The following is a 26,614-nucleotide window of genomic DNA, read 5'->3' on the forward strand; positions in this document are numbered from 1 at the left end:
CCGCTATGCTTGACGCGAGTCCGCTTCCGTCACGGCCGACAATTGCACGCTTATGTTGCCGTAGCATTTCTCAAGAGCATAGTTTATTTCTTGAATATTTTCGAATAGTATATATTTCGTGATATCATTTCCAGTACGTTTCATATCAAAGGTTATTTCGTGACATATATCGCGTTGACACAAAACATATAACAATGAGCGCCTATCGTTCCTACCGGATGAGTCTCATGTTGGATATATAGTACATATGTACGTACATTTTTAAACGTTAGCGTCGATAACCCGTAAAATATGCGAATCATGCGAACGCGAGTACGTACGTCACAATTCAGTATGAGTAGAAACTGTGCCAAATAGGCAACATGCCGGCCTAATATAGGATGTATGACTTACATTGATTGCTTCAAAGCTTAGATTGTCACGCATCTGTCATTCGCCGAAGGTCTAAGTCGCGCTGTCTTCAACAGACAAAACCATGGCGCGAGGCTGACATGAGAATATCGACGAAGAAACAGGCACTTGCCGGGGTGGCGCTGGGCGTTCTGCTTTCGGCGACCGGCGCGAAGGCGGCTGGAGACGGCAGCGCTATCGAGGCGCGGCTACGGGCTTTGGAAGCCGAGATTCACAAGCTGAAGCAGGAAGCGCGGGAGGTGAAATCGCAAGCGCAGCGCGCGACCAATGTCGCCAACGCGGCCGTTGCGAAAGGCCCGCCCGGCCCGCCCCCGCCGCCGCCCGTCTTCGTCAGCTTGAAGAGCGGCCTTCTCATCGAGACGGAAGACAAGGCCTTCGCCTTCAAGATCGGCGGCCGCCTCTTCGTCGACGGAGGCGGCACCGCCGGCTCTCCGGGCAATGGCTGGCAGGGCAATGTTGGTTTTGGCCAGGCGCGCCTCGAGGTCGAAGGCAGGGCGAAGCCTTGGTTTTATAAGATCCAGTATGATTTCGCGAATTCCACAACGCAGCTGTGGAATACAAATCTGCCCAACGCGAACACGCTCACGGGTCTCCAGTTCTGGTCAAGAAACTACGTCACCGACCGCAACTTCCTTTGGGGCGGATTCCGCGATGCATATCTTGGTCTGCAAGACCCGCGTTTGTCTCATCCGCTGCTCGCCGAGCCGGTCTATTTCAAGATCGGCAGCCAGTACGAGTCGTTCAGCTTGGAGGCGTTGGCGTCCTCGAAATATCGCGACACCATCGAGCGGCCGCTTGCGGTCGACGCCATCGCGCCCTTCCGTCATATTGGCGTGGCGGCCGGCATGATCGGCAAAGACAATTGGACCGCTCACTTCGGCCTTTACTCGCTGAGCTTCCAGGATCTCAACACGCGTCCGGTTAATACGTCGTCAGGAAATGTGGGCGTTTTGGTGCCTGCCTATAATGGCTACGGGGTGAAAAACGCCAATTGGTATCAACCCTGGGGAGGCGGCGCCTATTGGGAGACCACCGGCCGCGTAACCTGGGCGCCCATCTTGGACGAGCACCAACTTGTGCATATTGGCGTCGCCGGAAGCTACCATCAGCCGAATAATTCGACGGCCTACAACGACGATCGTAACTCGGCCCCGGGAAATCGCCTCGGGTCGGAAGCCAATATCCTCGGCACGACCTTCCTCGGCACGACCGATCTTTCGTGCGGTCGTTTCCCTCAGCCGGCCGCCTTCGTGACGCCTGCGGTGACCTTCAACCAGTATAACGCCGCAGGCAACTGTATAAAGGATATCGAAAAGATCGATCTTGAGGCCGCATTGTCCTACGAAAACTACTTCGTCCAGGGCGAGTGGCTCATGGCGAACTATAACCGTAACACGTCCGGCGCTCAGCAGTTTGCGCTGGCCCAACTGGGTCAGTTGGGCACTGGCTCGCCCACTCAGGGGCTGTTTATCTCCCCCGGCAATTCCAATTACGTGGCCAGCGGCGGCTATGTGCAAGGCGAGTGGTGGATCACGGGCGAAGAGAAAGCTCAATCCTACGATATGAAAGACAAGAACGGCGTCACGTTTGGCCAGCTGAAGATCAAGGATCCCTTCTCCAAGGGAGGCTGGGGCGCTTGGGGTCTGGTCGGACGCTGGAGCGTTCTTAATCTGAACAACGGGCCCTACCAGGGAGCGTCCCTCTACAACAACCTGGCGGTCGCCAATAACGCTTTCGGTTTGTTCGGGGCCCTCCCGGGAACGCCCGCCCAGATCGCCAATGCGACTCTCCTGCAAAACGTCATCGCGAATTCCGGCGTCTATGGCGGCTACCAACAAAATGTTACGGGTGGCATCAACTGGTACCCGGATAATGGCTTCGCCTTCCAGTTCAACGCGACTCATGTGATGTCTCTGAAATCGCCGTTGAACTGGAACAATCAGTCTTCCTACGAGAGTGGCTCCCACCCGACGTTCCTGGAAATGCGGGCGAAGGTCTACTTCTAGTCCTTGCGTCTCGAAAATTTTCTGCGCCCCCTCTGGGGGGCGCAGAAGCATTTTTGCGGCATTGGAAGATGTCGCGCGATGCGGCCGCCGCATCGTCTCAACGCCGAGCGTTACAGGCGATATAGCGCGCGTCGCGGATATGCGCGGCGGACATCAGGGCGCGAGCAGGCGCCCCGCGGCGAAAATCAACAGACCCGGTCCCAGTCCCAGTCGCGGTCATTATAGACGTAGCAAGGGTCTCCGCCGTAAGTCCGATAGCCGTCGCTCCAATAACCATAGGTGGCGCCCAGCACTGCGGAGGCGAACGCTTCGGCGGGAGCGGCCGCGACTCCGTTGTAGCCGCGATAGGCTTTTCCGCTGGAGCCTCGGCGATAACCTTCCTCATAGCCGGCGTGATATCCGACATCGTAGCTGCGGTGGTAGCCGACGCCATAGCGGCCATGAGAGCCGGCGATCGCTTCTGTCGCAGGCATGGGCAGAGCTGCAGCGATCGCGGCGGACAAACAAATTTGGCGGAGCATCGCTTCCCTCCGAATTGACCTGGAAAGGCTGTGTCGCGGGGATCGCCAGCTGATCAGCCGGTAGATCGAAAGAGTGAGCCGGTTTTCCCATTTTAGCAAGAACGAAACGCCGTAGCGCGGCGCCGATCGTTAAACCCCCAGCGTGAGATGGAGCTTGCCGGGCCGAATGCTCGGCGGGCTTTTCCATTGGCCTTTGCGGATGCTATTGTCGGCCGTATGAGTTCGCCGCGAGGAGGCGCTTGAAGCTCGCCCATGAAGTCGTTTATCTCGACGCTGGGCGGCTGGGCGCGACGCCCGTTCCCCCGGCGATATGGTTTGAGAACGCGCATGAACCGTTATGAACGCCAACCGCAGCCGGCCGACGAGGCCGTCGTCGAATATCTCGACGGCGAATATCGCGTGCGCAAGCCTGGCGCCTATGTGCGCTGCGCGGTGACGGGGGAGCCGATTCCGCTCGAGGATTTGCGCTACTGGAACGTCGATCTGCAGGAGCCCTACAGCGGCCCGCACGCCAAGCTGATGCGCCTCGGGATCAAGAAGCCCGATTGAGCCGCGCAAGCGCCGCGTCGAGGGCGCCGACATCGTCGAACGCCAGCGTTACGGGAAGCGTCGAGGCGCCGAGCGTCGCCATCCGCGCGCCGATGCGCGCTGCGTCCTTCTCCGTCGTTACGAGATGCGCGCCGAATTTTTGCCGAAGCGCGGAAAGCGCGGCGTAATCATTGTCCGTGAAGCGATGATGATCCCCGAAAGGAGCGCGCGCGACGATCTCGGCGCCGCATGCCTCAACCGTGCGAAAGAATTTCTCGGGCCGCGCAACGCCGGCGAAAGCGACGACTCGCGCATCTTTGAGCGCCTTCGCCGCCTCGGGCTCGGCGACGAGCCGCGCGCGCGCATAAGGCTTATGCGCCCCCTCCGCGATCGCCGTCCCCCGCGCGCCGTCGCCGATGACGACAAGCATGTCCGCCGCCGTGAACTGGGCGTCGAGCGGCGCGCGCAAAGGCCCCGCCGGTAGGCAGCGGCCATTGCCCGCGCCATAGTCGGCGTCGATCGCGAGGAGCGCGAGATCGGCGGCGACGCGCCTGCTGTGAAAGCCGTCGTCGAGAATAAGGCAGGTCGCGCCGCGCCTTTGCGCCAGCGCCGCGCTCGCGAGACGATCCGCCCCGACGATCGTGAGCGCCGCGCGCGCGAGCAGCAGCGCTTCGTCGCCGACGTCGGCGGCCTGATGACGGTTCAAATCGACGGCGATCGGCTGCGCCGTCTCGCGCTTGCGCCCGAAGCCGCGGGTGAGAAGCGCCGGCTTTTCGCCCCTCGCGGCCAGAAGCCGCGCGAGCGCGAGGACGAGCGGCGTCTTGCCGTCGCCGCCCGTCGTCAGGCCGCCGACGACGATCGCTAGAAGGGGCGCGCGCGGCGCCTCGCGCGACAGGCGCTCGCCGGCGAAGCGCCCATAGATGGCGCCGAGCGGAGAGAGAAGGCGCGACAATGCGCAGTCGTCCCGCCAGAACGCGGGCGCGCGCATTTTAGAAAGCGCCGGCGCGGGCCGCGCTCATTGCTGGGCGATCGCCAATTGCGCGAGATAGGGCTCGACCGCGTTCATGACGCCGCGCGAGGCGCCGCCGAGCTTTTCGACCGTCTCCGCGCCGGCGCGGCCCATCTTGCGCATGCGCGCGGGCTGGGACAGCAGATAATGCGCCGCGCGCGCGAGCGAGGCGGCGTCGGCGACGCGCGCGGCGGCCTTGGCGGCGGCGAGTTCCCCATAAACTTCCGCGAAATTCTCGACATGCGGCCCGTAAAGAATGGCGCAGCCGAGTTTCGCCGGCTCGATCGGATTTTGCCCGCCGCCGGGGAGCAGCGATTTGCCCATCAGCACGACGCCGACGCTGCGGAAAATGAGGCCGAGTTCGCCGACGCTGTCGGCGACATAGATTTGCGTGTCGCGGCTGGGCTCGCCGTCGCGCGAGCGCAGCGCCGCGCGAAGCCCCCGGGCGCGCGCCGCCTCGACGATTTCTGCGCCGCGCTCGCAATGGCGCGGCGCGATGACGGTAAGGAGCGAAGGCGTCTGCGCGGCGAGTTCGACATGCGCGGCGAGCGCGATCTCTTCCTCGCCCGGATGGGTCGAGACCGCCGCCCAGGCCGGCCGCGCCCCGACCGCGCCGTTGAACTCCGCGAGCCGCGCCGAATCGGCGGGCGGCGGCGGCACGTCGAATTTGAGATTGCCGGCGATGCGCACGCAGCGCGCCCCGAGCGCGAGGAAGCGCGCGGCGTTGTCGGCGTCCTGCGCGAGGCAGAGATCCACCGCGCCGAACACGGATTTCGCGGCGCCGGGCGCTCTGCTCCAGCGCTCCGCCGATTGGCGCGAGATGCGGGCGTTGGCGAGGACGAGCGGCGCGCCGCGGGCCTGCAGCGCGGCGACGACATTGGGCCATAGCTCCGACTCGGCGAAAACGGCGATGTCGGGACTCCAATGGTCGAGGAAGCGCTCGATGAATTTCGGCGCGTCGAGCGGCGCATATTGATGGAAGGCCCCGGCGGGCAGGCGCTCCGTCAGCACGCGCGCCGAAGCGACCGTGCCGCTCGTCACCAGCACTTCGAGGCCGCGCTGGACGAAGCGTTCGACGAGCGGCAGCAGCGAGATGCTTTCGCCAAGGCTCGCGCCATGCAGCCAGACGAGACGCCCGGGCGGGCGCGAGCGGTCGGAGAACCCCATGCGTTCGCTAAGCCGCGCGGGGTCTTCCTTGCCAAGGTTCGCGCGCCAGTTCAGCGCCGCGCCGGCGAAGGGCGTCGCCGCGATGGTGCCAAGCCGGTACAATTTCAGAAGCGGCATATCGTGATCAATATGTTCGCGCGTCCCTGGACGTCGGCGGGCGCCGTCTTTTCGCTCGCGATTGGGAGCGAAGCAACGACTCTATACTTCGCAAAACGGCCAAATTTAGGAAAGCCACTTTTGCCGTTCATCCACGCCTATAAGCTCTCGACGTCGGGATCGAGCAGCCGATGGAGATGGACGACGAAATAGCGCATATGGGCGTTGTCGACGGTCGAATGCGCCTTCGCCTTCCATGCCGCGAGCGCCGAGGCGTTGTCGGGATAGATGCCGACGATGTCGAGCTTTGCGGGATCGCGGAAGGTGACGCTGTCGAGCGTCTCCAATTCGCCGCCAAATACAAGATGCAGCAACTGTTTTTGGTTTTTCGCCTGTTTGGGGCGCGCCGTATCGGTCATCATTTTCCTTTCGAAACGTCTCGCGCCAGCGCGAGGCTTTCGTCGAAGAGCGACGTGGGCGCCGCGATCAGCATGTCGCGCGCGAGCGAGACGCGATTATAGGTCAGGGCGACCCCTTCCGGCTCGCTGAGTCTTGCGCCCGCTTCTGCGAGAAGAATATCCGCGGCGGCGATGTCCCAGTCGCGCGCATTGGGCCCCGCCACCACCACATCATGCCGGCCGGAGGCGATGTCGGCAAGCCGCAAGGCGAGGGAGGGCGTGCGCGGCGCCATGACGAAGCCCTGCGGCGACGCCGCAAGGCGCTCCTGCATGGCGCGCGGGGCGACGAACGAAGCGCCGGCGATTTCGGCGCGTTGCGGCGCGAAAAGGCGCGCCCCGTTAAGGAAGGCGCCGAGGCCCCGGCCGCCGACATAGGTCTCGCCGAGCGCCGGCGCGTGGATGACGCCGGCGACGGGGCGGCCTTTCGCCACAAGCGCGATGGAGACGGACCAACGGTCGTCGCCGCGCGTGAAGGCGTGCGTTCCGTCGATCGGATCGAGGACGATCAGCCGCTCGCGCGAGAGGCGCTCGGCGGTGTCGACGGTCTCTTCCGACAGCCAGGCGGCCTCCGGCGCGAGCCGGGCCATTTCGTCGTAGAGAAAGCGATCCACGGCGAAATCCGCCTCGGTGACCGGCGAGCCGCCGCCCTTGTAAGAGACCTTGGCGCTCGTCCGCTGGCCGGGACGGAAATAGGACATGGCGATGTCGCCGGCCCGCCGTGTGACGCTTTCGAGTTGCGGGAGAAAGGCGGCGAGTTCTTCTTGGCTGGGGCCCATCATGGAGAGCACTAGATCACGCCGCATTTTGGCGCAATCGCCCAAATGCGGATAACGTGATCGATTCAAAAAGTTTAGAGCGCGCCTTACGCGAAAAACCGGATGCCACTTTTTCGCTGCGCGCTCAATTGGAGACGTCCCGCGCCCGCAAGCGGGCGCACTGCGCGGAATAGATGCAATTTGATCGAATCCATTTTACGAAGCTTCACCCTCATCGCTGAAAGCGACCTAAAAAGCAATGGTTTACGTGTGATTCACCAGGCTTTTTAGCGTCTTCGCGCCGCGCCTGGGGCAGGATGCCTGCGACAAGACGTTCACGAGTTTTGAGGAGGGATCCATGGTCGAGGCCGGCAATGCGCGCAAGGTCCAGGAAAATGTCTTCATTCAGCCGGATTGGCGCGCCGACGGCGGCGCGCGGCGCATCCGCGTGACCCGCGACGGGGTGCTCATCGCGCGGCGCCTGTCGGGCGTCGCCATGAAGATCAGGGTGCCGCTCGACGCCTATCAGGGCGTCGCGCTCGACGTGCTCCCGGCCGAGGACGGCTCGCCCCTTTATCTTCTCTCGCTCGCCCATCGCGACTCCGATTTCGACATTCTGCTCTGCAAGACGCAGGACGGCGGCGCTGTCGCCGCCGACTGGAAATATTGGGCGTCCTGGCTCGGGCTGCCGCGCCTTTCGGCGGAAGAGGGCGTTTTGCGGCCGCTCGAGGCCGGCGCGCCCGTCGCGCGGCGGCGCGACGCCAATGTCTCGCAGCGCCGCCCGCGCTTTCTCGCGCGCCGCAAATGATGGGCGCAATCAGCCGAGACCGAGCACGTCCTTGGCGAAGCCTTCGCGGATCGCCTCTTCCTTCAGCTTGCGGCCGATGAAGACGAGCCGCGACTCGCGCTTCTCGCCTCCATGCCATTCGCGTTGCAGATCGCCGTCGAGAATCTGGTGAACCCCCTGAAAGACGAAGCGCCGCGGCTCGTCCTTGAAGGCGATGATGCCCTTGCTGCGCAGAATGTCGGGACCTTCGCGCTGAATGAGATCGTTCAGCCAGGGCACGAAGCGCTCGGGATCGACCTCGCCCTCGTGACGGATTGAGACCGAATGCATGTCGTCGTCGTGGAAATGCTTCACGCCCTGGACATGGTCGTGATGTTCGCCATGCCCGTCATGATGATGATCATGGTGGTCATGACCGCAATCCGGCCCGCATTCATGGTCGTGATGGCCATGGTCGTGATCATGATGGTCATGATCGTGCTCGTCCGCTTCGAGAAAGGCGGGTTCGAGCGTCAGAATGCGGTCGAGATCGAAGGCGTTGCGCTCCAGCACTTCCTTTAGCGGCACGTGGGATTTTACGGCATGGTGCAGCGCGGCGTATGGGTTGATGGCGCGGATGCGGCCTTCGACCTCCGCGAGCTCCTCATCCGAGACGAGATCGATCTTGTTCAGCACGATGACGTCGGCGAAGGCGATCTGGCTTTTTGCCTCGGGCGCGTCCTTGAGGCGCTCGCCTAGCCATTTGGCGTCGGCGACCGTCACCACCGCGTCGAGCCGCGCGGCGTCCTTCACATCCGCGTCCATGAAGAAGGTCTGCGCGACGGGCGCCGGATTGGCGAGGCCGGTCGTCTCGACGACGATCGCGTCGAATTTGCCGCGCCGGCGCATCAGCCCTTCGAAGATGCGGATCAGATCGCCGCGCACGGTGCAGCAGATGCAGCCATTGTTCATCTCGAAGACTTCCTCGTCGGCGCCGACGACGAGATCATTGTCGATGCCGATCTCGCCGAATTCGTTGACGATCACGGCGTAGCGTCGGCCATGCTCTTCGGTGAGGATGCGATTGAGAAGCGTCGTCTTGCCGGCGCCGAGATAGCCGGTGATGACGGTGACGGGGATTTTGTCGGTCATTTTTTCTCCTGCGGAGAAGCCAGTCGGCGTTAGGCGGTCGGAGAATTCGCGCCTCCGCCGACCGCCAATCGCCTAATGCCGCTTAGGGTGCCAGGGCTTTGGCCAATTCTCTAGCATTATGGCGCATCATGTCGATATAGGTCGCGCCGTCGCCTTTCGCATCGGAGAGCGCGTCGGAATAAAGCTCGCCGCCGACGCGCGCGCCGGTTTCCGCCGCGATGCGCTTGGCGAGCCGCGGGTCCGCGATGTTTTCGAGAAAGACCGCCGACACTTCGTTCTGCTTCACCGAGCGGATGATTTTCGCGAGGTCGCGCGCGCTGACGTCGGCTTCGGTCGAAAGCCCTTGCGGCGCGATGAATTCGACGCCGTAGCGCTGGGCGAAATAGCCGAAGGCGTCATGCGTCGAGACGACGCGGCGCCGTTCCTTGGGAATATTCGAAAAAGTCTTCACGATCTCGGCGTCAAGCGCGTCGAGCTTAGAAAGATAGGCGGCGGCGTTGGCCTCATAGGTCTCCGCGCCTTGCGCGTCGACAGCCTTGAGCGCGTCGCGAATGGCGCTGATATAGATTTTGGCGTTCCCCACGTCCTGCCAGGCGTGGGGATCGGCGCCTTCCTCGCCCGCGCGAGCCGCGACGCCCTTGCCGAGCGTGACGACCGTTCCCTTGCCCTTCGCGGCGGCGATCAGGCGCTCGATCCACCCTTCAAAACCCAGCCCATTGACGAAGATGAGCCGCGCCTGCGCGATCTTGCGGCCGTCGGCGGGGCTCGGCTGATAGACATGGGCGTCGCCGTCGGGGCCGACGATGGTCGCGACCGATACGCGGTCGCCGCCGACCTCGCGCACGAAATCGCCGATGATCGAAAAGCTCGCGACGACGGGGATTTTTGGCGTTTCGGCGACCGCCGGCGCGACGAAAGCGGCGAGGGCGAGGGCGATGAGGCCGCGTCGAGAGAGCATGGGCGTCATCCTTCGAGATGCCGGCGCGGGCGCCTTAGGCGCAGCAATCCGCCGGCGGGGCCGAAAATCATCGAGGCGAAATAGGCGAGGCCCGCGGCGAGAACGATGGCGGGGCCGGTCGGCGTTGAGGTTTCGTTGGAAAAGATGAGGCCGAAGTAAGAGCATAGAACCCCGATCGCCGCGGCGAGCGGCAGGGCGGCGGCGAGCTCCCGCGTCCAGAGCCGCGCCGCGGCGGCGGGCAGCATGATGATTCCGACCGCCATCAGCGTGCCGAGCGCGTGAAAGCCCGCGACGAGATTGAGCACCACAAGCGCCAGGAAAAGGAAGGGCGTGAGTTCGCCGAGCCCGCTCACCTGACGCAGGAACAGCGGATCGAGCGTATCCATCACCAGCGCGCGGTAGAAGACCGCGAGCAGGACGAGCGTCAACGTCGTCACGCCGCCGAGCAGCAGCAGCGCCGCATCGTCGAGGCCGACGACCGAGCCGAACAGCACGTGCAGCAGATCGACATTGGAGCCGCGCAGCGACACGAGCGTCACGCCGAGCGCGAGCGAGACGAGATAGAAGGCGGCGAGCGACGCATCCTCGCGCAGCGGCGTGAAGCGCGAGACGGCGCCCGCCGCCAGCGCGACGATAAGGCCGGCGGCGAGGCCGCCGATCGTCATCGCCGGCAGGGAGAGGCCGGCGACGAGATAGCCGACGGCGGCGCCGGGCAGAATGGCGTGGGAAAGCGCGTCGCCCGCGAGCGACATGCGCCGCAAAATGAGAAAGACGCCGAGCGGCGCGCCCGAAAGCGCCAGCGCGAAGGAGCCGATGAGCGCGCGGCGCATGAATTCGTAATCGACGAAAGGCGCGACGAAAACCTCAATGAACATGGCGCGTCTCTTCGTCCCGAAGACATTCGCGCGCGCTTTCGTCGAAGGCCGCCGACATGGCGCGGGCGCGGGCGAGATTTGCCTTGCAAAGAGCGTCGCGCGTGTCGCCCCAGGCGATGCGCTCGCGGGCGAGCAGCAGAGTTTGTGGAAAGGCGCGGCGGGCGATGTCGAAGTCGTGCAGCACGGCGACGACCGTGCGCCCTTCCGCCCGCCAGCGCGAGATGAGCGCCAAGAGATCGTCGATCGTCGCCTCGTCGATCGCCCCGAAAGGCTCGTCGAGCAGGATGACGGACTGATCCTGAACGATGAGGCGCGCGAAAAGCGCGCGCTGCATCTGACCGCCGGACAGCGTGTCGAGCGCGCGCTCCTCGAAACCCGAGAGCCCGACTGTCTCGATCGCCTCGGCGACGCGGGCGCGTTCGGCGGCGTCGAGCCCGCCGAAAAGGCCGATGCGCGTCATGGCGCCCATGGCCACGAAATCGCGCAAATTGATCGGGAAGGCGCTGTCGATGTCGACGATCTGCGGCAGATAGGCGACGTTGCGGGGCGAGGCGCCGCCGCGCTCTATACTGCCGCCGAGCGGCGCCAGAAGGCCCGCGAGCGCCTTGAGCAGCGTGGATTTACCGGCGCCGTTGGGGCCGCAGACGGCGAGCCCCGCGCCCGGCGCGATTTCGCCCTCCAGATGATGGACAGCGGGGCGGCGGTCATATCCAAGCGTCAGATTGACGAGCCGGATGGGCGCCGGCGCCGGAGCGTTCAATGGAGCGCCCAATAGACGCCGGCCCAGAGCGCCGCGAGCGCGAGCGCGACGCCCGCGAGCCGCCCGCCGGCGGAAAGCCCGAGCATGGAGACGCCGTCCCTCCCTAGCGAGGCGGCTCCCGCGTTCTCGCTGCCGTTCAGCTCGATCGGGGCGTCCACGGCCTTGATCTCGTCATGCGTCGTCATATCGGTCATGCCCATTGTTATAATATAACGCTGGCGCTGGACAAGCATTCTCGTCCGCCGCCGCGTCGGCGCGCCAGCAAATCGCGGCGATGGGGCATGGACAGGCCGGGGCGACTCTGTTATCCCCTGCGGCACGGGTCAGGCGCTCCGTCAGCGCCCGCTGGCCTGTTCCCTATTTCGGCCGCCCTTGTCGCGAGTTTCTTGCACGGGCCGCCTCAGACACAGGATGGATTCGTGCAAGTTCTCGTTCGCGACAATAATGTCGATCAGGCCCTTAAAGCTCTGAAAAAGAAGATGCAGCGCGAGGGCATCTTCCGCGAAATGAAACTGCGCGGCCATTATGAAAAGCCTTCCGAAAAGCGGGCCCGCGAAAAGGCCGAGGCGGTCCGCCGCGCGCGCAAGCTCGCGCGCAAGAAGCTGCAGCGCGAGGGCCTGCTGCCGATGAAGGCCAAGCCGGTCGGCCGCTGAGTTCAAGGCCGTCTGTCGAATTCTCGCCGGATTGCGGGCGCTTTCTATACCGACGCGAGACAAACCAAGACGAGCTTTTGCGGCTGGGAGACCTTGAAGCATGGGCTTTCGCCTTGCGGCGACGCAGAGTCGCCCCCTTCCGATCCCTTCGCGAGAGACCCTGATTCGCGGCGCGGCGGCGCTGGCGATGCTGGCTTTGGCGGGATGCGAGACCGCGAGCGGAATTCGTCCGCCGGGACGCGGCATTGCCGAGATCGCCGACACCGATCCCAAGGCCGCCGCCGTCAATATCGATTCGCTCAGCGAAGTCATCCGCCGAAATCCTTCAAGCGCCGAGGCCTATAATACGCGCGGCGTCGCCTACGCCCGAGTCGGACGCTTTCAGGAAGCGGTGGGCGATTTCTCGCAGGCCGTGAAGATCGATCCCAATAACGCCGCGGCCTATACGAATCGCGCGCTCGCCTACCGGCAAATGGGCCAGAACGAGGCCGCCCGCGCCGATTTCGATCACGCCATCGAAGTCAACTCCAAACATGCGCCGGCCTATGTCGGCCGCGCCAATCTTCTGCGCGCGCAGGGCAATCTCGATCAGGCGCTCGCCGATCTCGACCAGGCGATCCGCCTCAATCCCGAGAGCGCGCAGGCGTTTCACGCGCGCGGGCTCATCCATCAGAAGCGCGGCGACGACGCGCGCGCAGTGACGGATTTCGACAACGCCATCGACCGCGATCCGTTCGCGGCCGCGCCTTATCAGGCGCGCGGCGAAAGCTTCATCGCGCTCGGCAAATACGACAAGGCGGTCGAGGACTTCAACGCCGCGCTCAACGTCGACAATAAGAGCGCGCTCGCCTGGGCTTGGCTCGGCCTCGCCTATGACAAGAGCGGCAATCGCGCCAAGGCGCAGGAGTCCTATCAGCGCGCGCTGCAGCTCGATCCGCAGCAGCCGGTCGCCAAGCAAGGCGCGCGCGGTTAACCCGCGCTGCACTCCGGCGGCATCGCCCCGATGCGGATAAGCCGATCAATATCGTCAGGAGCGTGATCTGAGTTGGCGCGCGTCAATGCCGACAAGCCGCCGCGCGACCGTCAATGCGCCGCTCTTGAGTGAACGCGCGTTGCGCTTCCCATCGGCGATTATCAGGTCTTACGGCCTTTTGCGGCCGCGCTGATCTTCCCGCCACTGGCGATAGGCCTGCACGGCGAAAGCGATGATGAGCACGATGGCGCAACCCGCGATCGACAGGCCAAGTTCGAGCGACTTGTGATCGGCGACATGCACATAGGCGGCAAGCGCCGAATCGCTCGCCGTCATGTCGCCCGCGACCCAACCGAGGACGCCGGCGCCGGCCCAGACGAGGATGGGAAATCGCTCCAGCGCCTTGAGCAGCGCGCCGGCCCCGAACATCACGATCGGCACGGATAAGACGAGACCGAAGACGATGAGTTGCGTCGAGCCGCGCGCCGCCGCTGCGATCGCGAGCACGTTGTCAAGCGACATCACCGCGTCGGCCATGATGATGGCGCCGACCGCGCTCCACAGATCTGGCTTGGCCGTTACGTCGGAATGGCCCGTTTCGTCGATCAGCAGCTTGATCGCGACGACGAGCAGCATCAGCGAGCCGACGATCCTGAGATAGGGAATCCCCATCAGTTCGACGACGACAAGCGTGAAAGCGATGCGGAGGATGACGCCGCCGAGCGCGCCGAGAAATACCCCCCAGCGTCGCTGCCGCACTGACAATTGCCGGCATGCGAGCGCGATCAGAATGGCGTTGTCGCCTGAAAGCAGAATATTGATCCAGATGATCTCGAAGACTTCCCAGCCGATGGCGAGATCCAGAGTCATGCGCGCAAGTTCCTGCTGGGCGACGACGCCCCTTAGGCGTTGCATTAACGCGTTTTGCGTTGAGATGAAACCCGCGGTTCAGCTTATGAAATGACGGCTTTTCTGCGCCGGAGCGGAACATAGGACTATACCAAACGTTTTTTCCGACAAGCGCGGCAAATCCGACAATAGCGTCGCTTTGCGGCGCGCTGAAGGAGGTTACCATGGGCATGGCAGAGCCAAACGCCAACCTTATTTCCAGCGACAAGGTCGAGGGCACGAGCGTATTCGACGTTCGCGGCGATAAAATCGGCGAAATCGAGCATCTGATGATCGATCGCGTGTCTGGAATGGTGCGCTATGCGATCATGACTTTCGGCGGCTTTCTCGGCTTCGGCGAAAGCGAATATCCGCTGCCGTGGAAAGCCTTCCGCTACGATACGAATCTGGGCGGATATGTCGCCAATGTGACGGAAGAGCAACTGCGGAACGCGCCGGAATTCAACGAGGACAGCTGGCGCGATCGCGACTGGGAGACGCGGCTGCACAAGAATTACGGTTCGGCTCCTTATTGGGAAGACGCGACGACGATGCGCGACCCGTTCCCCCGCTACTAGTCGTATGCGTTGCTGAGCAGGGCAGGGCCAAAACCTTGGCCCTGCTTTGTCATACCCGTCACTTGCGTCGCCAGCGCGCGTCCGTCGTGGCCCGTCGCGAGCGCTTCGATCATCTTTCCCGCTTCCAAGCCCGGCAAGCGCGCGAGCGTGAAATCGGCGGCGCGCGCGGTCCCGCCGCGCTCGGTCAACAACTGCAAGTTTTTGCCGATCTGCGCGTCGAGATGGCGCGCAAGCGCGGCATCTCCCTTTTCGCGCAAAAGCGCCGCGCGTCGCTTGACGATATCGGGCGCGACCAGCGGCATCAGCGCGGCGGGAGTGCTGGGGCGCGGCGAAAAAGGGAAGACATGAAGATGCGTCAGCCCGCAGGCGTCGACGAGATCGAGCGTCGCTTGAAACATTTCTTCCGTCTCCGTCGGGAAGCCGACGATGAAATCGGCGCCGAAGACGATGTCTGGCCGGGCCCTACGGAGCCTGAGGCAGAGATCGATCGCCGCCGCGCGCGAATGACGCCGCTTCATGCGCTTCAGGATCAAATCGTCGCCCGATTGCAAGGAGAGATGCAGATGCGGGCAGAGCCGCGCATCTTCCGCTAGCGCGGCCTCCAGCTCGTCGTCGACTTCGACGCAGTCGATGGAGGAGAGCCGCAGGCGCGCGAGTTCTGGAGCTTCGCGCAGCAGCAGGCGCACGAGGCGTCCGAGCGTCCAGCCCTCGCCGAGATCGGCGCCATAGCTCGTTAGATCGACGCCCGTAAGCACGATTTCTTTCTTTCCGGCGGCGACGAGCGCGCGGGCCTGCGCGACAGCCTCTAAAGGCGACGCCGAACGCGAAGCGCCGCGGCCGAAAGGAATGATGCAGAAGGTGCAGCGATGGTCGCAGCCGTTCTGCACGGCGAGGAGGCCGCGCGTGCCTTCAGCGCCTGTGCGCGCGCGATTCGGCGCATGGTCGGCGATGACGCGCGTTACCCCTTCCATATCGGCGAAGCCTTGCGGATCGAGCCGCGCCGCGCAGCCGGCGACCACGATCTCGGCGTCGGGGCGTTCGCGATGCAGGCGGCGGATGGCCTGGCGCGCCTGCCGCGTCGCCTCGTTCGTCACGGCGCAGGTATTGACGACGACCGTCTCCGGCCCGCCGACATAGGCGCGGGCAAGCTCCTGCGACTCGACGATATTGAGGCGGCAGCCGAAGGTGATCGCTTCCGCGTGGCGCAGCGGCGCGTTCACGCGGCGACGTCCTGAAAGATGCGCGGATCGAGCGTCGTTTCAAATTCAAATTCGACCGGCCCGGTCATGGTGACGTGATCGTCGGCGCGCCAGTCGATTTCGAGATCGCCGCCCGGCAGCCGCAGGCGCGCGGCGCGTTGCGTGAGCCCCGCGCGGGCGGCGGCGACGAGCGTCGCGCAAGCGGCCGAGCCGCAAGCCTTGGTCGCGCCCGTTCCGCGCTCCCAGACGCGCAGCAGAATATCGTCGCGGGCGAGAATCTGCGCGAAGGAAATATTGGCGCGCTGCGGAAAGAGCGGATGATGTTCGAGCGCGGGTCCGAGCGCCTCGAGATCGACAAGCGCCGCATCGGCGACGAAGAACACCGCATGGGGATTGCCCATGCTCACGGCGGAAAAATGCGTCGGCGCGCCCGCGACCGGAGGTTCGAGCGCGACGCTGCGCGTATCGGCGACCTCATGGGCGAGCGGTATGTCGCGCCACTCGAGGCCTGGGCGCCCCATGTCGACGGCAAAGACCCTTTCCGCCAACCGCCATGTCTCGACGAGACCGGCGTCGGTTTCGAGACGCAGCGCGTCCTTGCCTTCGCGCGCCAGCGCAAAAGCGACGCAGCGCGTGCCATTGCCGCAGGCCGCCGAGAGCGAGCCGTCGATATTATAGATGCGCATGAAGGCGTCGTCCTCGGCGCGGCGCGGCGCGTGGAGCGTCATGAGCTGATCGAAGCGCAGGCCGGGCGCCCGGGCGATGGCGCGCGCGTCCTGCGGCGCGACCTCATGGTCGAGCCCGCGCAGATCGAGAATGAGAATCTCGTTTCCCGCGCCGTTCATGCGCCATATGGGAAGATGAGCAAGGGGGTGCGGCGCTGTGGACAAGCTTTGGCCTATTTTCCGAAAGACGCGCTCGTATATAGAGAATGCCGGGACGGCGCGCCACCGCCGCAAAGCGCCGGAAAGGCGTCGCAAAAAGGCGCGAAAAGGCTGATTTGAACACGCCATTGGGAGAGGCTTGGCGCATGGACGAGGAACCGGGCTTGCTGGACAGTCTGCGCCGCCACTGGCGGGCGCTGGCGATTTTCACCATCCTTGTCGCGGGGGCGGCGATCTATTCGGAGCGCGCGCTTTTTACCCGCGACGTCGAAAACGCCGGGGACAAGCCCGCGACGCCGGCCAAGCCCGCCGCCCCGCCGGCGGGCGGCGACGCCAAGCCTGCCGAGCAAAAGCCGGCCGATTCCGGCGAGACGAAGCCAGTCGACGAGGCGGCGCAGGCGGTCATGAGCCAGGCCGTCGTCGTCGACGCGCGCCCCGCTCTCGTCATCAAGGGCCAGGGCAGCAAATGGGAGGACGCCGCCGCGACGCTCGCCGACGCCATCGCCAAGCTCAACGCCGTCGTCGGCAAGGGGGGGCTTGTCGCCAACGGCCGGCCCATCGCCGTCTTCACCAAGACCGACGACGCTGGCTTCGAGTTTGAGGCGATGGCGCCGCTCGCCGCTGCGCCGGAGGGCAAGCTCAAACTGCCGGAGGGCGTCGCCGTGGGCGCTTCGCCCGCCGGCAAGGCGCTTAAATTCCAGCATCGCGGCGCCTATGACGAGATCGAGGCGACCTATGAGGCGATCGCCGCCTATCTCGACGAGAAGGGCGTCGATACGAAGGACCTCATCGTCGAGGAATATCTCACCGACTTCAAAGGCGACGACGCCAGCGTCGATGTCGATATTTATGTGTTCTTGAAGTGAGCCTTCCGATCAACTTGCTTGTCGATCGGGCGATTCCGTCCGATCGTAAGGCGCGCTAACTGGGGCGCGCCGCCGGTTTTGTCGCAAGGACCCCGCGATCGTCTCATTTTCGTTTTTCAAGCAGCCTCTCGTCGGTGATCGACAATCCCCGACTCTTGGTGACGGCGAAGAACACAGTCTGGCCGACCATAATATCGACTTCCCTCGGCTTCGCCTGCTGGTCATCGACCATCACCAGCGTTCCCTGCGCGAGCGTTTCGCGCCACTTACTGAGATCGGCTTCGGTCTTCACCCCCGGATCGCGCACGCGGATCACGCCGCCGACGGGGCCGCCAAAGGCGTCGACCCAACGATACTCGCCCGGCAGGCCGAAGGCGTGGGAATAGCCGCATTCGTTGACGAGGCGACTGCTGGCGAAAAATTCCTTGTCGCCGACGACGGCGTAGGGCGTCATCGCCTTCTCCGGGCAGTTCCACACCACCATATCGCCCGCGTCGATACCGATCTCCGCCTTGTCCGGCTTAAAGCCGCCTTTCGTGGCGGAAAGCATGATATTGTGCTGCTTCATCTTCTGTCCCGGGCGTCCCTCATCGACCTTGATGACATAGGGACGCTCCTGCGACAGATGCTGGCCGCTCGCGGGAAACACGCCGTAGCGATAAGTTCCCGGTTTCATGAAGCGCTGGCCAAAGCAGTCGGTGCGACGCAAGGCGCGGCTGTCGAAATCGTCGAACATCGAATGTCTCCTCAATGCTTACGGTGAAACGTCGGCGGTCAGCACAAGCTCGTCTTCGCCGCTGTTGGCGACGACCGCGGCGATCGCGTCAATGGTGATGTCGACGGCGGGATCGAAGGCGCCGGCGGCCGGCAGCACCGGGAATTTTTTGGGCTGCTTGTAGATCTCAAACGTCAGCCCCGACACGAAGGGCGTGATGATCGGTCCCAGGAAGCCCGTCACGCCGGCGACGCCGATGGCCAGAAGAATCGCATTGACGGCGATCGCCAGAAACGGACCAAGGAAGGGTATGGCGAGCAAGATCGGCGTCACCGCGAGGCCGATGGCGGCGAGGAGCGCCGCCGTCGTCGCGCCGAACTGAAGATTGGGCACGCCCAGCACCTTGATCGACACGACCCAGTCGGCGCCGACGAGATTGACGACAATCTGGAAATCGGCCGTGGTCTTGACGAAGTCGCCGAAGGAAATCGGAACCGAGATCGTCGGCCAGTCGATGCAGATTTTCGGCGTGCAAACCTCGCCGACGCAGGGAATGTCGATGCAGATTTGCGGGAGGCAAAAATCCGGCAGGATGTCGCTCAGATCGATGCCGAAACTGAAATCGAGGTGCCAATCGAGACGCAGATCGACGATGCGAATCGTCGAGGGCGGAATGAGATCGACGTCGCCATTGGTCAGCGTTCCAGAGACAGTGTAACTCGCGACGAAGGGACCAAGGCTTCCCGATCCGCTCTTGACCTGCGTCCCGATGGCGGCGATGGCGCCGTCCAGCAATTTATTGGCGCCCTGTTCGTCGAGGGCGGCGGTAATCTCAGCCATGATGAAATCTCCCGATCAAAAGCCTTTAGAAATTGCCGCGCGCCTTGATCTGATCGTCCTCGATCAACGGTCCGACCGTCATCGACAGATTGAAGGCGCCGACTCGCAAGGACCGCAGCGGCAGGCGCACATCCGCCAGCACCGCCTGCAGGATCATGAAGAGCAGGCATTCGAGGATGGCTTCCACCTCGGGCGGCGCGATGTCGACGATCTCGACGCCGTCGACGGCGAGAGCGATGGCGTCTTCGCCATTTTGCGCTAGAACATGCTCGAGATGGCCCACGGCGAACACTTCCAGCTTGCAGCACGTCGCCTCTCTTAACGGATGAGTCGGCTTGTCATCCGGCTTGCCTTCGGGCTGACCTGTCGTGCCGCCGCGCGGGGGGCGCGGGTCGATCTTCAGGCGCCGGCAGTCGAGACACAGCTCCGCAGTGATGGCGGCGCCGAACTGGCCCGGTTGCAGCGATAATTCGGGCGGCAGCGGGCTCGTCTGCTTGTAGAGATCGACGCGCGGTATCGACAGCGCGACGCGCCATTCGATGCCGCCGGGAACGCCCGGAAAGGGTATCGCCGCCATGTTCGTTTCGGCGACGGTCGTCGTCGGGACGAACGCCGGCGATCCATATACGAGGTGGCGCGGCCGGTCGGTGAAGAAGGCGGTGAGGAAATCGTTCAATCCGTTTTCGTGAACGCTCGCGAAAACGGTTTCGGCTTGAGTGAGGCTCATGAGTCATCCTTTCCGATCCATAGGATGGATCGTTCGATCAATGCTCGTGGCGATGAAGACAGTCTGAGGCGCAGCAGCCGCGCAGACCGCAATTATTTAACTATGGTTTTGGCGCGTTCGTCGCGCCGCCGAAATTATATGTTCAATATGGGCGTCGCCCGACTCGACAACGCGGAATCGTTTGATTGGTTCCAAGCCTGCGCGAAAAAGCCCCGCGCGGCGCGCCTCTCAAGGCTCCGCGCTCTCGCGCCGATATTCCAGAATGTCGCCGGGCTGGCAGTCGAGAATTTCGCAAATTTTCTCCAGCGTGTCGAAGCGCACGCCTTTCACCTTGCCCGATTTCAAGAGACTGACATTCTGCTCGGCGATGCCGATTTGCGCCGCGAGATCGCGCGAACGCATCTTGCGCTTGGCGAGCATCACATCGAGATTGACGATAATCGGCATCAGACGAACTGCGCATGTTCGTTTGCGATATCGGCCGCCGTCTTCTGAATATGCGCGAGCGCGAGAAGCGTCGCGAGCAGCAGGGCGGTGGAGAGATCCTCGGGTCTGAAAAAGACCGAGACCATATGCTGGCCCGCCTCCTTATGGGCGGTGACGATGAGCGAGACGAGCGGCCGCGTCGCAATGTCGATGAGCGCGGCGAGGAGGCCAAAGAGCGCAAGACGGCGCAGCCAAAGCGCCGCCTCGGGCGCGAAGATGCGGCCGGCGAGATAGATCGAGAACAACCGCCAGCCGCTGTAGCAGGCGGCGGCAAGCGGCAGCCAGACGATGAAGCTGACGCCGAAGGCGGCAAGGCGCTGCGCCGCGCCGAGGCCGGCGACGTCGACGCCGAGATCGTCGAAGCGCGCGGCGACGCGCGCGCCGTCGCTCCAGAAATAGGCGAAAGCCGCGAAGGTCCATGCGCCATAGGCGATGGCGGCGAAGCGCAAGAGCTGACAGAGCCAGCCGATGCGCGCGCGCAGCGCGTCGAATTTCGGATCGTCCGAAGCGGCGGCGGAAAGCGGTAGCGATTCTATCATGGCTGTTTCTCCATGGCGCTGGATTGCTGCGAGAGAGAGGAAACGAAAGTGCGCCAGAGCCGCGGCGCGCCGTCGCCATAGGCGGACTCCAAGGACTCGTCGAAAGCGTCGCCCGCCTCCAGCGTGCGCAAAAGCCGCAAGAACGCCGCCTCGTCGCGCCCGCGCAGCCAGCCGACGAACATGCCCGCCTGCCGATAGGCGAGGCGCTGGCGTAGCGTGAGCGGGTCCAGCGTCGGACTATGCGGCGGTTCGCGCTCGAAGCCGAGCCCGGCGAAATCGATCCAGCGCCGCCCGTCGAGCACGACGCGATAGCCTTCGCCAATGGCTTGCGTGGCCTCGGCCTCGCTGACGCCCTCGGCGCCGCCGCCTTCCGACGCCATCACCGCGAGCCCCTCGGTGAACCATTGCGGCGGACGCGGCGCGCCAAGCGTCCGCCAGCCGGAAAAATGCACATGCGACAGTTCATGCGTCACGACGCCTTCGAGGCGATCGCGCTCCTCGCCGCAAAGCGTCGGCGACAGAAGCGCGGCGCCGGCGCGCGTCACGGCGGCGACGCCCGGATCGCCCATGCCATTGGCGCGCGCGTAATGCTCATAAGACGCATAGAGGCCGATGACAGGCCTTTGCGCGAAGGGCCGCCCATGCGCGGCCTCGATGCGCGCGATGGCTTTCGGCGCCAGCGCCGCGACAGCCTCCGCGCAGGCCCGCGCGCGCGGCTCGTAATGCACGCGGGCGGCGCCTTCGAGCGCGGGAAGATTGGCGGGATCGTTCAGCAGCGCCGCGACCGCGTGGCGCAGCGGCGGGCGGATGGCGAAAGCGAGCGTCACGGCGACGGCGAGCGCCGCGCTCCATATTCCGGCGATTTTTATGGCGCGCGACGCGCTCATGCCGTCACTCTCCTTTTAGACGAGCTACAATTGACACATAAAAAATTTAATGTAAAACATTAAAAAATTAATGCGAAAATGAGGTCAAAATGACTCGCCGTCTCCTGTTGCTCCCTCTGCTCTGCGCCGCCGCGCTCGCGGGCTGCGGCCATGTGCCTGTCTCGACGATGTGGGCGCTCCGCAGCTTCGACGCCACGACCGTCGATCCGGCGCAATTGCGCGCGGCGATCCGCATTCCCGACACGCTAGAACCGCAGCCTGGCGGCGTCACGCTGAATATCGGCTGGCGGCGCGAAGGCGGCGCGCCGCACGAAGCAAAATTCATCTTGAAGGAAACGACGGACGCCGCCGATCTCGCGCCGCTCGCCGCTGAGAAACGGCCCGGGACGCGCATCCACGCCTTTCGCGTCGAGCTTGCCGACATTCCCAAGATCAAGGCGCTGCAGGCGCAGGCGATCGAGGAAAAGGCGCGCGGCGGCGGAAAGACGCATGGCTCCTTCGGCGTCGGCGCCGAAGCTTGCCGTCGCGGCGACCTCGCCGACGGGCCGCTGCCGATGACGACATTTCTGCGTGTCGAAGAGCAGGGGCCCTATCTCACCGTTTTGAAAAACGTCGATCTGCGTTCGCTCGTCACGAAAGAGAAGAGCCTCGACGCGCTCGTTCCGGCGTGCGGCGGTTGACGCGTCGATTAGGCAGCCTTCGCCTTCGCGCTCTCCATCATGTCGACGAAGCGGCGGAAGAGATAATGGCTGTCCTGCGGGCCGGGCGAGGCCTCCGGGTGGTGCTGCACCGAGAAGGCCGGGCGGTCGGTAAGCGCGATGCCGCAATTGGAGCCGTCGAAAAGCGAGCGATGCGTCTCGACGGCGTTTGCCGGCAGGCTGTCGCGATCGACGGCGAAACCATGGTTCATCGAGACGATCTCGACCTTGCCGGTGGTGAAATCCTTCACCGGATGATTGGCGCCGTGATGGCCCTGCGGCATTTTCCGCGTCTTCGCGCCAACCGCGAGCGCCATCATCTGATGGCCGAGGCAGATGCCAAAAATCGGCGTTTTTGACGCGAGCAGGTCGCGTATAACGGGCGCGGCGTATTTGCCTGTCTCGGCCGGATCGCCGGGCCCGTTCGAGAGAAACACGCCATCGGGCTTATGCGCCAATATTTCCGCGCTCGTCGCCGTCGCCGGCGCGACGATCACTTCGCAGCCCTGCTCGGCGAGAAGCCGCAGAATATTGCGCTTCACGCCATAGTCGATGGCGACGACGCGATATTTGGGCGCGCTCTCGCGCGCGCCATAGCCGCCGCCAAGCCGCCACGTCGTCTCGCGCCAGTCGTAGCCCGTCTTCGCGCCGACGCTCGGCACGAGGTCCATCCCGTCGATGCCGGGCCAGGCGGCGGCTGTCGCCTTGAGGCGCGCGATATCGAACTTGCCGTCCGGCGCATAAGCGATGACCGCGTTCTGCATGCCGCGCTCGCGAATGAGCGTCGTCAGCGCGCGCGTGTCGATCCCGCAAAGTGCGACGACCCCGCGCGCCGCGAGCCAGTCGGTCAGCTTCTGCTGGGCGCGGAAATTGGAGGGGTCCGTGACCGGCGCGCCGAAGATCGCGCCGACCGCGCCGGCGCTTTGGTCGAGATCGACGGTCTCGACGTCTTCCTCATTCGTTCCGACATTGCCGATATGCGGAAAGGTGAAGGTGACGATCTGCGCGGCATATGAGGGATCGGTCAGGATTTCCTGATAGCCGGTCATGGCGGTGTTGAAGCAGACTTCGCCAACGGCCTCGCCCACGGCGCCGAGCCCATAGCCCTCGATAACCTCGCCGCTGGCGAGCACGAGGACGCCGCTGTAAACCGGCTTGGTCCAGCCATTGTCTTGATCGAGGGTCATCTCCGTCCCAAATCCTGTGGCGCCGTCGCCCTTGACAGCACGCCCTCCGCGCGTCATGGCCGGGCTTGACCCGGCCATCCATGCGCCGCCGCCCGGCGTGGATGCCCGCGACGAGCGCGGGCATGACGCGGCGGTATTGGTGGTGGATGTAATCCATCCCATCCCGAAATGGAAACCCCAAGGACATTAGATGCGCGAGAAGATTGCGGAAGACCTCAAGACGGCGATGAAGGCGGGCGAGCGCGCCAAGGTGGACGCGCTGCGGCTCATCAACGCCGCGCTCAAGGACAAGGATATCGAGGCGCGGGGGACGGGCAAGACTCTCACCAACGACGACGTGCTGGCGCTGCTGCAGAAAATGATCAAAAGCCGTCAGGAATCGCTTGAAATTTATGAAAAAGCTGGGCGCGAAGACCTCGCTGGCAAGGAGCGCGGCGAGATCGCGGTGATTTCGTCCTATCTCCCGCAGCAGCTCTCCGAAGCCGAGGTCGCCGAGGCCGTGAAATCGGCGATCGCCGAGGTCGGCGCGGCTTCGATCAAGGACATGGGCAAGGTTGTGGCGTCGCTCAAGGCGAAATACACGGGCCGCATGGATTTCGGCAAGGCGAGCGCGGCGGTGAAGGCGGCGCTGGGGAGCTGATAGCTCGCTCTCCCGCGAAGCGGGGGAGGGGTTACCGCCAGAGGGCAAAGAAATGATGCGGCGGGCCGCGGCCGTCGCCTAAATCAAGCGACGCCGCCGCTTCGAGCGCGCCTTCCAGCCAGGCTTTGGCGGCGGCGATGGCGTTGATAAGCGGCGCGCCCTTGGCGAGTTCGCAAGCGATGGCTGAGGAGAGGGCGCAGCCCGTGCCATGCGTGTGGCGCGTATTAATGCGCCGGCCGCCAAAGACGCGCGTCTCGCCGGCTTCGATCAGAACGTCAATAGGTTCGCCGTCGAGATCGCCGCCCTTCATCAACACGGCGCGCGCGCCGGCTTCGATCAGCAGGCGCCCCTGCGCCGCCATCTCGTCGGCGTTTGTGGCGCGCGGCGTGTCAGTGAGCGCGCTGGCTTCATGCAGATTGGGCGTGACGAGACGCGCCAGCGGCGCGAGCGTCGCGATAAGCGCCTTCTCCAGTCCAGCGGAGGCGAGCGACACGCCTTGCGTTGGAACGAGCACTGGATCGAGCACGATATTGCGGGCGTCGTATCGGGCGAACGTCTCCGCGATAGCCTGCGCGATCTCGGGCGTCGCGACCATGCCGATCTTGATGGCGTCGGGCGCAATGTCGGACATCGCGGCCTCGATCTGCGCCGCGACGATATCCGGCGCGATGGGATAGGCGGCCGTTACCCCCCGCGTATTCTGCGCGGTGAGCGCCGTGATCGCCGCCATGCCGTAGCAGCCGAAGGCCGAGAAGGTTTTCAAATCCGCCTGAATTCCCGCGCCGCCCGACGGATCGGACCCAGCGATGGAGAGGAGGCGGGGGATTTTGGCGGGCATATATTCACCTATCCGCCGTCATGGCCGGGCTTGGCCCGGCCATCCACGACGAGCGCGCCCATTGTCATCTTAGGCGCCCTTGTTCTTTTGTCGCTTCCGCAGCGTGTCGGCGTGGATGCCCGCGACAAGCGCGGGCATGACGCGCTTCTGTCAGAACGCTTGAAGAGCGCCGGCCGTCACGGACGAGCGCACATATGGCTTCAGGAACTCGCGATTAACGACATCTACTGGCCCGTTGAAGAGCTCCGCGATGAAGTCTTTCAGCCCAACGTATGAATAAACGTCGCGCACGGCGTCCGGCGCGATCTCGATCATAATGTCGATGTCGCTGTCTGGCCGCGCCTCGCCGCGCGCATGGGAGCCGAACAGCGCCGCATGCGCGACGCCGCGCGCCCGCAGGGCGGCCACGTTCTCGAGAAGAACGGCGATGATCTCTTGCGCGTTCATACGGCGAGCATAGCACAGGCGCTTCGCGCGAAAAGGTTACCCCTTCGGCAGCGTCAGCACGCCGGCGTCGCCGTTCTCCGCGCCGAAGGCGAGGCGCGCGCCTTTGGCGTCCCAGGCGAGCGCCGCGATCCGCGCCTGTTTGGCGTCTTCCACGGGGCGACGCGCCAGAAGCTCCGATCCGTCCGTCAACCGCGCCAGTAGGATGAGGCCGTCGTCGAAGCCGATAGCGACGACCAGCGCGCTCGGATGAAAGGCGACGCGCGTCACCGGCGTATTGGCCCGCACGCCGCATTCGCGCGGTGCCTGGCCCATCGGGCCGTCCTTGCCGGAAAAAGGCCAGACGATGCAGGCGTCGGCGCCAGAGGTCGCCAGCCATTTGCCGTCATGCGACCAGGAGAAGCTGCGCGTCTTTCCCGGATAGCCCGCCATGCGCATATTCTTGGCGTCGGCGACGCGCCATCCATGCAAGGCGTTCTCCTGCATTGACGTGACGAGGAAGCGCCCGTCCGGCGAAATCGTCGCGTCGATATGCGAGCCCGCCCAGGCGAGCGTTTCCGGCTTGCCGGCGTTCGGAAACCACAATGTCGCGCCGTTATAATGCGCGATGGCGAGCCGGTAGCCTTTAGGGAAGAAGGCGAGGCCGCGCGAGGTCGAAGGGATGTCGAGCGTCTTCGTCTCGCCCTTGGCCGAGCGGGCGCGGACGATCTTGCCGGCGGACCAGGCCGCCGCGCCGTCGCGCAGCGCCGCCGCGTCGATCCATTTGCCCTTCTCGTCGCCGATCGTCTCCATATCGCCAGCGGCGCTCGTCAGAACCACTCGCCCGTCGTCGCCGCCGGTGACAATGTGGCGCGCGTCGTTCGCCGCGGCGAGGATCGCGGCGCCGGGATGCGCGGGCAGACGCCGGCCTTCCGCGCCGTCGCCGAAATGGAGTTCGCCATTGGCGAGCGCGAAAACCGGCGCCTCGTCCAGAAAGGCCGCCGCCACGACGGCCTCGCCGAGCGCGAGCGGCGCGACATTGTCGAGAAGCGAAGGGTAGGGCGCCGTCGCGCTCATGCGGCCTCCCCGCCGGCGGCGCCAAAGCCGATCGGCAGGCGCGGGCGGCGCTTG

At 64.5% G+C, this 26,614-nt stretch carries 31 protein-coding genes and 1 pseudogene; 9 read left to right on the forward strand and 23 right to left on the reverse strand.

Features of this window, described 5'->3' with window-relative positions; genetic code table 11:
- Positions 1-491 precede the first annotated feature (491 nt).
- Positions 492-2,417, forward strand: a complete 1,926-nt coding sequence (locus V3H18_RS08295; RefSeq protein WP_332081552.1) for an OprO/OprP family phosphate-selective porin — start codon at positions 492-494, stop codon at positions 2,415-2,417.
- A 185-nt stretch (positions 2,418-2,602) separates the two neighbouring features.
- Here V3H18_RS08295 and V3H18_RS08300 read toward each other — a convergent pair whose 3' ends face one another.
- Positions 2,603-2,890 (reverse strand): hypothetical protein, encoded by a 288-nt coding sequence (locus tag V3H18_RS08300; RefSeq protein WP_332081553.1) that lies wholly within the window; start codon positions 2,888-2,890, stop codon positions 2,603-2,605.
- A gap of 375 nt (positions 2,891-3,265) precedes the next feature.
- On the opposite strand from V3H18_RS08300, the gene V3H18_RS08305 reads away from it, so the two are divergent.
- Positions 3,266-3,487, forward strand: coding sequence for a DUF2093 domain-containing protein (locus V3H18_RS08305; RefSeq protein WP_332081554.1), 222 nt, complete (start codon positions 3,266-3,268; stop codon positions 3,485-3,487).
- On the opposite strand, the gene lpxK is transcribed toward V3H18_RS08305, so the two are convergent.
- The 4 genes from lpxK to V3H18_RS08325 form a co-directional block, all read right to left on the reverse strand.
- Complete coding sequence (lpxK, locus tag V3H18_RS08310; protein WP_332081555.1) at positions 3,471-4,454, reverse strand: tetraacyldisaccharide 4'-kinase; 984 nt, start codon at positions 4,452-4,454, stop codon at positions 3,471-3,473. The genes V3H18_RS08305 and lpxK overlap by 17 nt on opposite strands.
- Before the next feature lie 27 nt (positions 4,455-4,481).
- Positions 4,482-5,759, reverse strand: a complete 1,278-nt coding sequence (locus tag V3H18_RS08315) for a 3-deoxy-D-manno-octulosonic acid transferase (RefSeq protein ID WP_332081556.1) — start codon at positions 5,757-5,759, stop codon at positions 4,482-4,484.
- 137 nt (positions 5,760-5,896) lie between these two features.
- Entirely contained in the window at positions 5,897-6,157 is a 261-nt protein-coding gene (locus V3H18_RS08320; protein WP_332081557.1) for a DUF4170 domain-containing protein, read from the reverse strand.
- Positions 6,157-6,999, reverse strand: a complete 843-nt coding sequence (locus tag V3H18_RS08325) for a 3'(2'),5'-bisphosphate nucleotidase CysQ (RefSeq protein WP_332081558.1) — start codon at positions 6,997-6,999, stop codon at positions 6,157-6,159. The genes V3H18_RS08320 and V3H18_RS08325 overlap by 1 nt, the downstream gene beginning before the upstream one ends.
- A gap of 310 nt (positions 7,000-7,309) precedes the next feature.
- On the opposite strand from V3H18_RS08325, the gene V3H18_RS08330 reads away from it, so the two are divergent.
- Positions 7,310-7,759: a DUF6101 family protein gene (locus V3H18_RS08330; protein ID WP_332081559.1), complete on the forward strand. Its 450-nt coding sequence runs from the start codon at positions 7,310-7,312 to the stop codon at positions 7,757-7,759.
- Positions 7,760-7,768: 9 nt separating this feature from the next.
- Here V3H18_RS08330 and V3H18_RS08335 read toward each other — a convergent pair whose 3' ends face one another.
- The 5 genes from V3H18_RS08335 to V3H18_RS08355 all read right to left on the reverse strand — a co-directional run bounded on the left by V3H18_RS08335 (position 7,769) and on the right by V3H18_RS08355 (position 11,656).
- Entirely contained in the window at positions 7,769-8,869 is a 1,101-nt protein-coding gene (locus V3H18_RS08335) for a CobW family GTP-binding protein (protein WP_332081560.1), read from the reverse strand.
- An 82-nt stretch (positions 8,870-8,951) separates the two neighbouring features.
- Complete coding sequence (locus V3H18_RS08340; RefSeq protein WP_332081561.1) at positions 8,952-9,827, reverse strand: metal ABC transporter substrate-binding protein; 876 nt, start codon at positions 9,825-9,827, stop codon at positions 8,952-8,954.
- A 5-nt stretch (positions 9,828-9,832) separates the two neighbouring features.
- Entirely contained in the window at positions 9,833-10,702 is an 870-nt protein-coding gene (locus V3H18_RS08345; RefSeq protein ID WP_332081562.1) for a metal ABC transporter permease, read from the reverse strand.
- Positions 10,692-11,462 carry a metal ABC transporter ATP-binding protein gene (locus V3H18_RS08350; protein WP_332081563.1) on the reverse strand — a complete coding sequence of 257 codons (771 nt, stop codon included), beginning with the start codon at positions 11,460-11,462 and terminating at the stop codon, positions 10,692-10,694. The genes V3H18_RS08345 and V3H18_RS08350 overlap by 11 nt, the downstream gene beginning before the upstream one ends.
- Entirely contained in the window at positions 11,459-11,656 is a 198-nt protein-coding gene (locus V3H18_RS08355) for a hypothetical protein (protein ID WP_332081564.1), read from the reverse strand. The genes V3H18_RS08350 and V3H18_RS08355 overlap by 4 nt, the downstream gene beginning before the upstream one ends.
- A 225-nt stretch (positions 11,657-11,881) precedes the next feature.
- Here V3H18_RS08355 and rpsU point away from each other — a divergent pair.
- A pseudogene (gene rpsU, locus V3H18_RS08360) lies at positions 11,882-12,106 on the forward strand (30S ribosomal protein S21); the annotation flags it as partial.
- Between the two features lie 109 nt (positions 12,107-12,215).
- Complete coding sequence (locus V3H18_RS08365) at positions 12,216-13,088, forward strand: tetratricopeptide repeat protein (RefSeq protein ID WP_332081565.1); 873 nt, start codon at positions 12,216-12,218, stop codon at positions 13,086-13,088.
- Positions 13,089-13,256: 168 nt separating this feature from the next.
- Here the strand turns inward: V3H18_RS08365 and V3H18_RS08370 are convergent, their stop codons facing one another.
- The gene (locus tag V3H18_RS08370) at positions 13,257-13,958 is read right to left on the reverse strand and encodes a TerC family protein (RefSeq protein WP_332081566.1); all 702 of its coding nucleotides are present in this window, start codon (positions 13,956-13,958) and stop codon (positions 13,257-13,259) included.
- 203 nt (positions 13,959-14,161) lie between these two features.
- On the opposite strand from V3H18_RS08370, the gene V3H18_RS08375 reads away from it, so the two are divergent.
- Complete coding sequence (locus V3H18_RS08375; RefSeq protein WP_332081567.1) at positions 14,162-14,554, forward strand: PRC-barrel domain-containing protein; 393 nt, start codon at positions 14,162-14,164, stop codon at positions 14,552-14,554.
- Here V3H18_RS08375 and V3H18_RS08380 read toward each other — a convergent pair.
- Complete coding sequence (locus V3H18_RS08380) at positions 14,551-15,774, reverse strand: MiaB/RimO family radical SAM methylthiotransferase (protein WP_332081568.1); 1,224 nt, start codon at positions 15,772-15,774, stop codon at positions 14,551-14,553. The two genes, V3H18_RS08375 and V3H18_RS08380, sit on opposite strands and share 4 nt — an antisense overlap.
- Positions 15,771-16,598 (reverse strand): diaminopimelate epimerase, encoded by an 828-nt coding sequence (gene dapF / locus V3H18_RS08385; protein WP_332081569.1) that lies wholly within the window; start codon positions 16,596-16,598, stop codon positions 15,771-15,773. Before dapF ends, V3H18_RS08380 begins: the two co-directional genes overlap by 4 nt.
- A gap of 185 nt (positions 16,599-16,783) precedes the next feature.
- On the opposite strand from dapF, the gene V3H18_RS08390 reads away from it, so the two are divergent.
- Positions 16,784-17,503 (forward strand): GyrI-like domain-containing protein, encoded by a 720-nt coding sequence (locus tag V3H18_RS08390; protein ID WP_332081570.1) that lies wholly within the window; start codon positions 16,784-16,786, stop codon positions 17,501-17,503.
- A 103-nt stretch (positions 17,504-17,606) separates the two neighbouring features.
- On the opposite strand, the gene V3H18_RS08395 is transcribed toward V3H18_RS08390, so the two are convergent.
- The 6 genes from V3H18_RS08395 to V3H18_RS08420 all read right to left on the reverse strand — a co-directional run bounded on the left by V3H18_RS08395 (position 17,607) and on the right by V3H18_RS08420 (position 21,697).
- Complete coding sequence (locus tag V3H18_RS08395) at positions 17,607-18,239, reverse strand: cupredoxin domain-containing protein (protein WP_332081571.1); 633 nt, start codon at positions 18,237-18,239, stop codon at positions 17,607-17,609.
- 18 nt (positions 18,240-18,257) lie between these two features.
- Positions 18,258-19,058, reverse strand: a complete 801-nt coding sequence (locus tag V3H18_RS08400) for a hypothetical protein (protein ID WP_332081572.1) — start codon at positions 19,056-19,058, stop codon at positions 18,258-18,260.
- A gap of 25 nt (positions 19,059-19,083) precedes the next feature.
- On the reverse strand, positions 19,084-19,785 hold the full coding sequence (locus V3H18_RS08405) for a hypothetical protein (protein WP_332081573.1): 702 nt from the start codon (positions 19,783-19,785) through the stop codon (positions 19,084-19,086).
- 228 nt (positions 19,786-20,013) lie between these two features.
- Positions 20,014-20,232 (reverse strand): helix-turn-helix domain-containing protein, encoded by a 219-nt coding sequence (locus V3H18_RS08410; protein WP_332081574.1) that lies wholly within the window; start codon positions 20,230-20,232, stop codon positions 20,014-20,016.
- Positions 20,232-20,810: a DUF2975 domain-containing protein gene (locus V3H18_RS08415; RefSeq protein ID WP_332081575.1), complete on the reverse strand. Its 579-nt coding sequence runs from the start codon at positions 20,808-20,810 to the stop codon at positions 20,232-20,234. Before V3H18_RS08415 ends, V3H18_RS08410 begins: the two co-directional genes overlap by 1 nt.
- Positions 20,807-21,697 carry a hypothetical protein gene (locus V3H18_RS08420; RefSeq protein WP_332081576.1) on the reverse strand — a complete coding sequence of 297 codons (891 nt, stop codon included), beginning with the start codon at positions 21,695-21,697 and terminating at the stop codon, positions 20,807-20,809. Before V3H18_RS08420 ends, V3H18_RS08415 begins: the two co-directional genes overlap by 4 nt.
- A gap of 89 nt (positions 21,698-21,786) precedes the next feature.
- Here V3H18_RS08420 and V3H18_RS08425 point away from each other — a divergent pair, with 89 nt between their 5' ends.
- A complete protein-coding gene (locus V3H18_RS08425; RefSeq protein ID WP_332081577.1) occupies positions 21,787-22,377 on the forward strand; it encodes a hypothetical protein in 591 nt (196 codons plus the stop codon).
- Between the two features lie 8 nt (positions 22,378-22,385).
- Here V3H18_RS08425 and carA read toward each other — a convergent pair whose 3' ends face one another.
- Positions 22,386-23,582 carry a glutamine-hydrolyzing carbamoyl-phosphate synthase small subunit gene (gene carA, locus V3H18_RS08430; protein WP_332081578.1) on the reverse strand — a complete coding sequence of 399 codons (1,197 nt, stop codon included), beginning with the start codon at positions 23,580-23,582 and terminating at the stop codon, positions 22,386-22,388.
- A 190-nt stretch (positions 23,583-23,772) separates the two neighbouring features.
- Between carA and V3H18_RS08435 the strand changes: the two genes are divergently transcribed.
- Complete coding sequence (locus tag V3H18_RS08435) at positions 23,773-24,222, forward strand: GatB/YqeY domain-containing protein (RefSeq protein WP_332081579.1); 450 nt, start codon at positions 23,773-23,775, stop codon at positions 24,220-24,222.
- Between the two features lie 31 nt (positions 24,223-24,253).
- Here the strand turns inward: V3H18_RS08435 and thiD are convergent, their stop codons facing one another.
- The 3 genes from thiD to V3H18_RS08450 form a co-directional block, all read right to left on the reverse strand.
- Positions 24,254-25,060: a bifunctional hydroxymethylpyrimidine kinase/phosphomethylpyrimidine kinase gene (thiD, locus tag V3H18_RS08440; protein ID WP_332081580.1), complete on the reverse strand. Its 807-nt coding sequence runs from the start codon at positions 25,058-25,060 to the stop codon at positions 24,254-24,256.
- A 150-nt stretch (positions 25,061-25,210) separates the two neighbouring features.
- Positions 25,211-25,507 carry a nucleotidyltransferase family protein gene (locus V3H18_RS08445; protein ID WP_332081581.1) on the reverse strand — a complete coding sequence of 99 codons (297 nt, stop codon included), beginning with the start codon at positions 25,505-25,507 and terminating at the stop codon, positions 25,211-25,213.
- A 36-nt stretch (positions 25,508-25,543) separates the two neighbouring features.
- A complete protein-coding gene (locus V3H18_RS08450) occupies positions 25,544-26,560 on the reverse strand; it encodes a WD40 repeat domain-containing protein (protein ID WP_332081582.1) in 1,017 nt (338 codons plus the stop codon).
- Between the last annotated feature and the right edge of the window lie 54 nt (positions 26,561-26,614).

The organism is Methylocystis borbori, assembly GCF_036576025.1.
Taxonomy (GTDB): domain Bacteria; phylum Pseudomonadota; class Alphaproteobacteria; order Rhizobiales; family Beijerinckiaceae; genus Methylocystis; species Methylocystis borbori.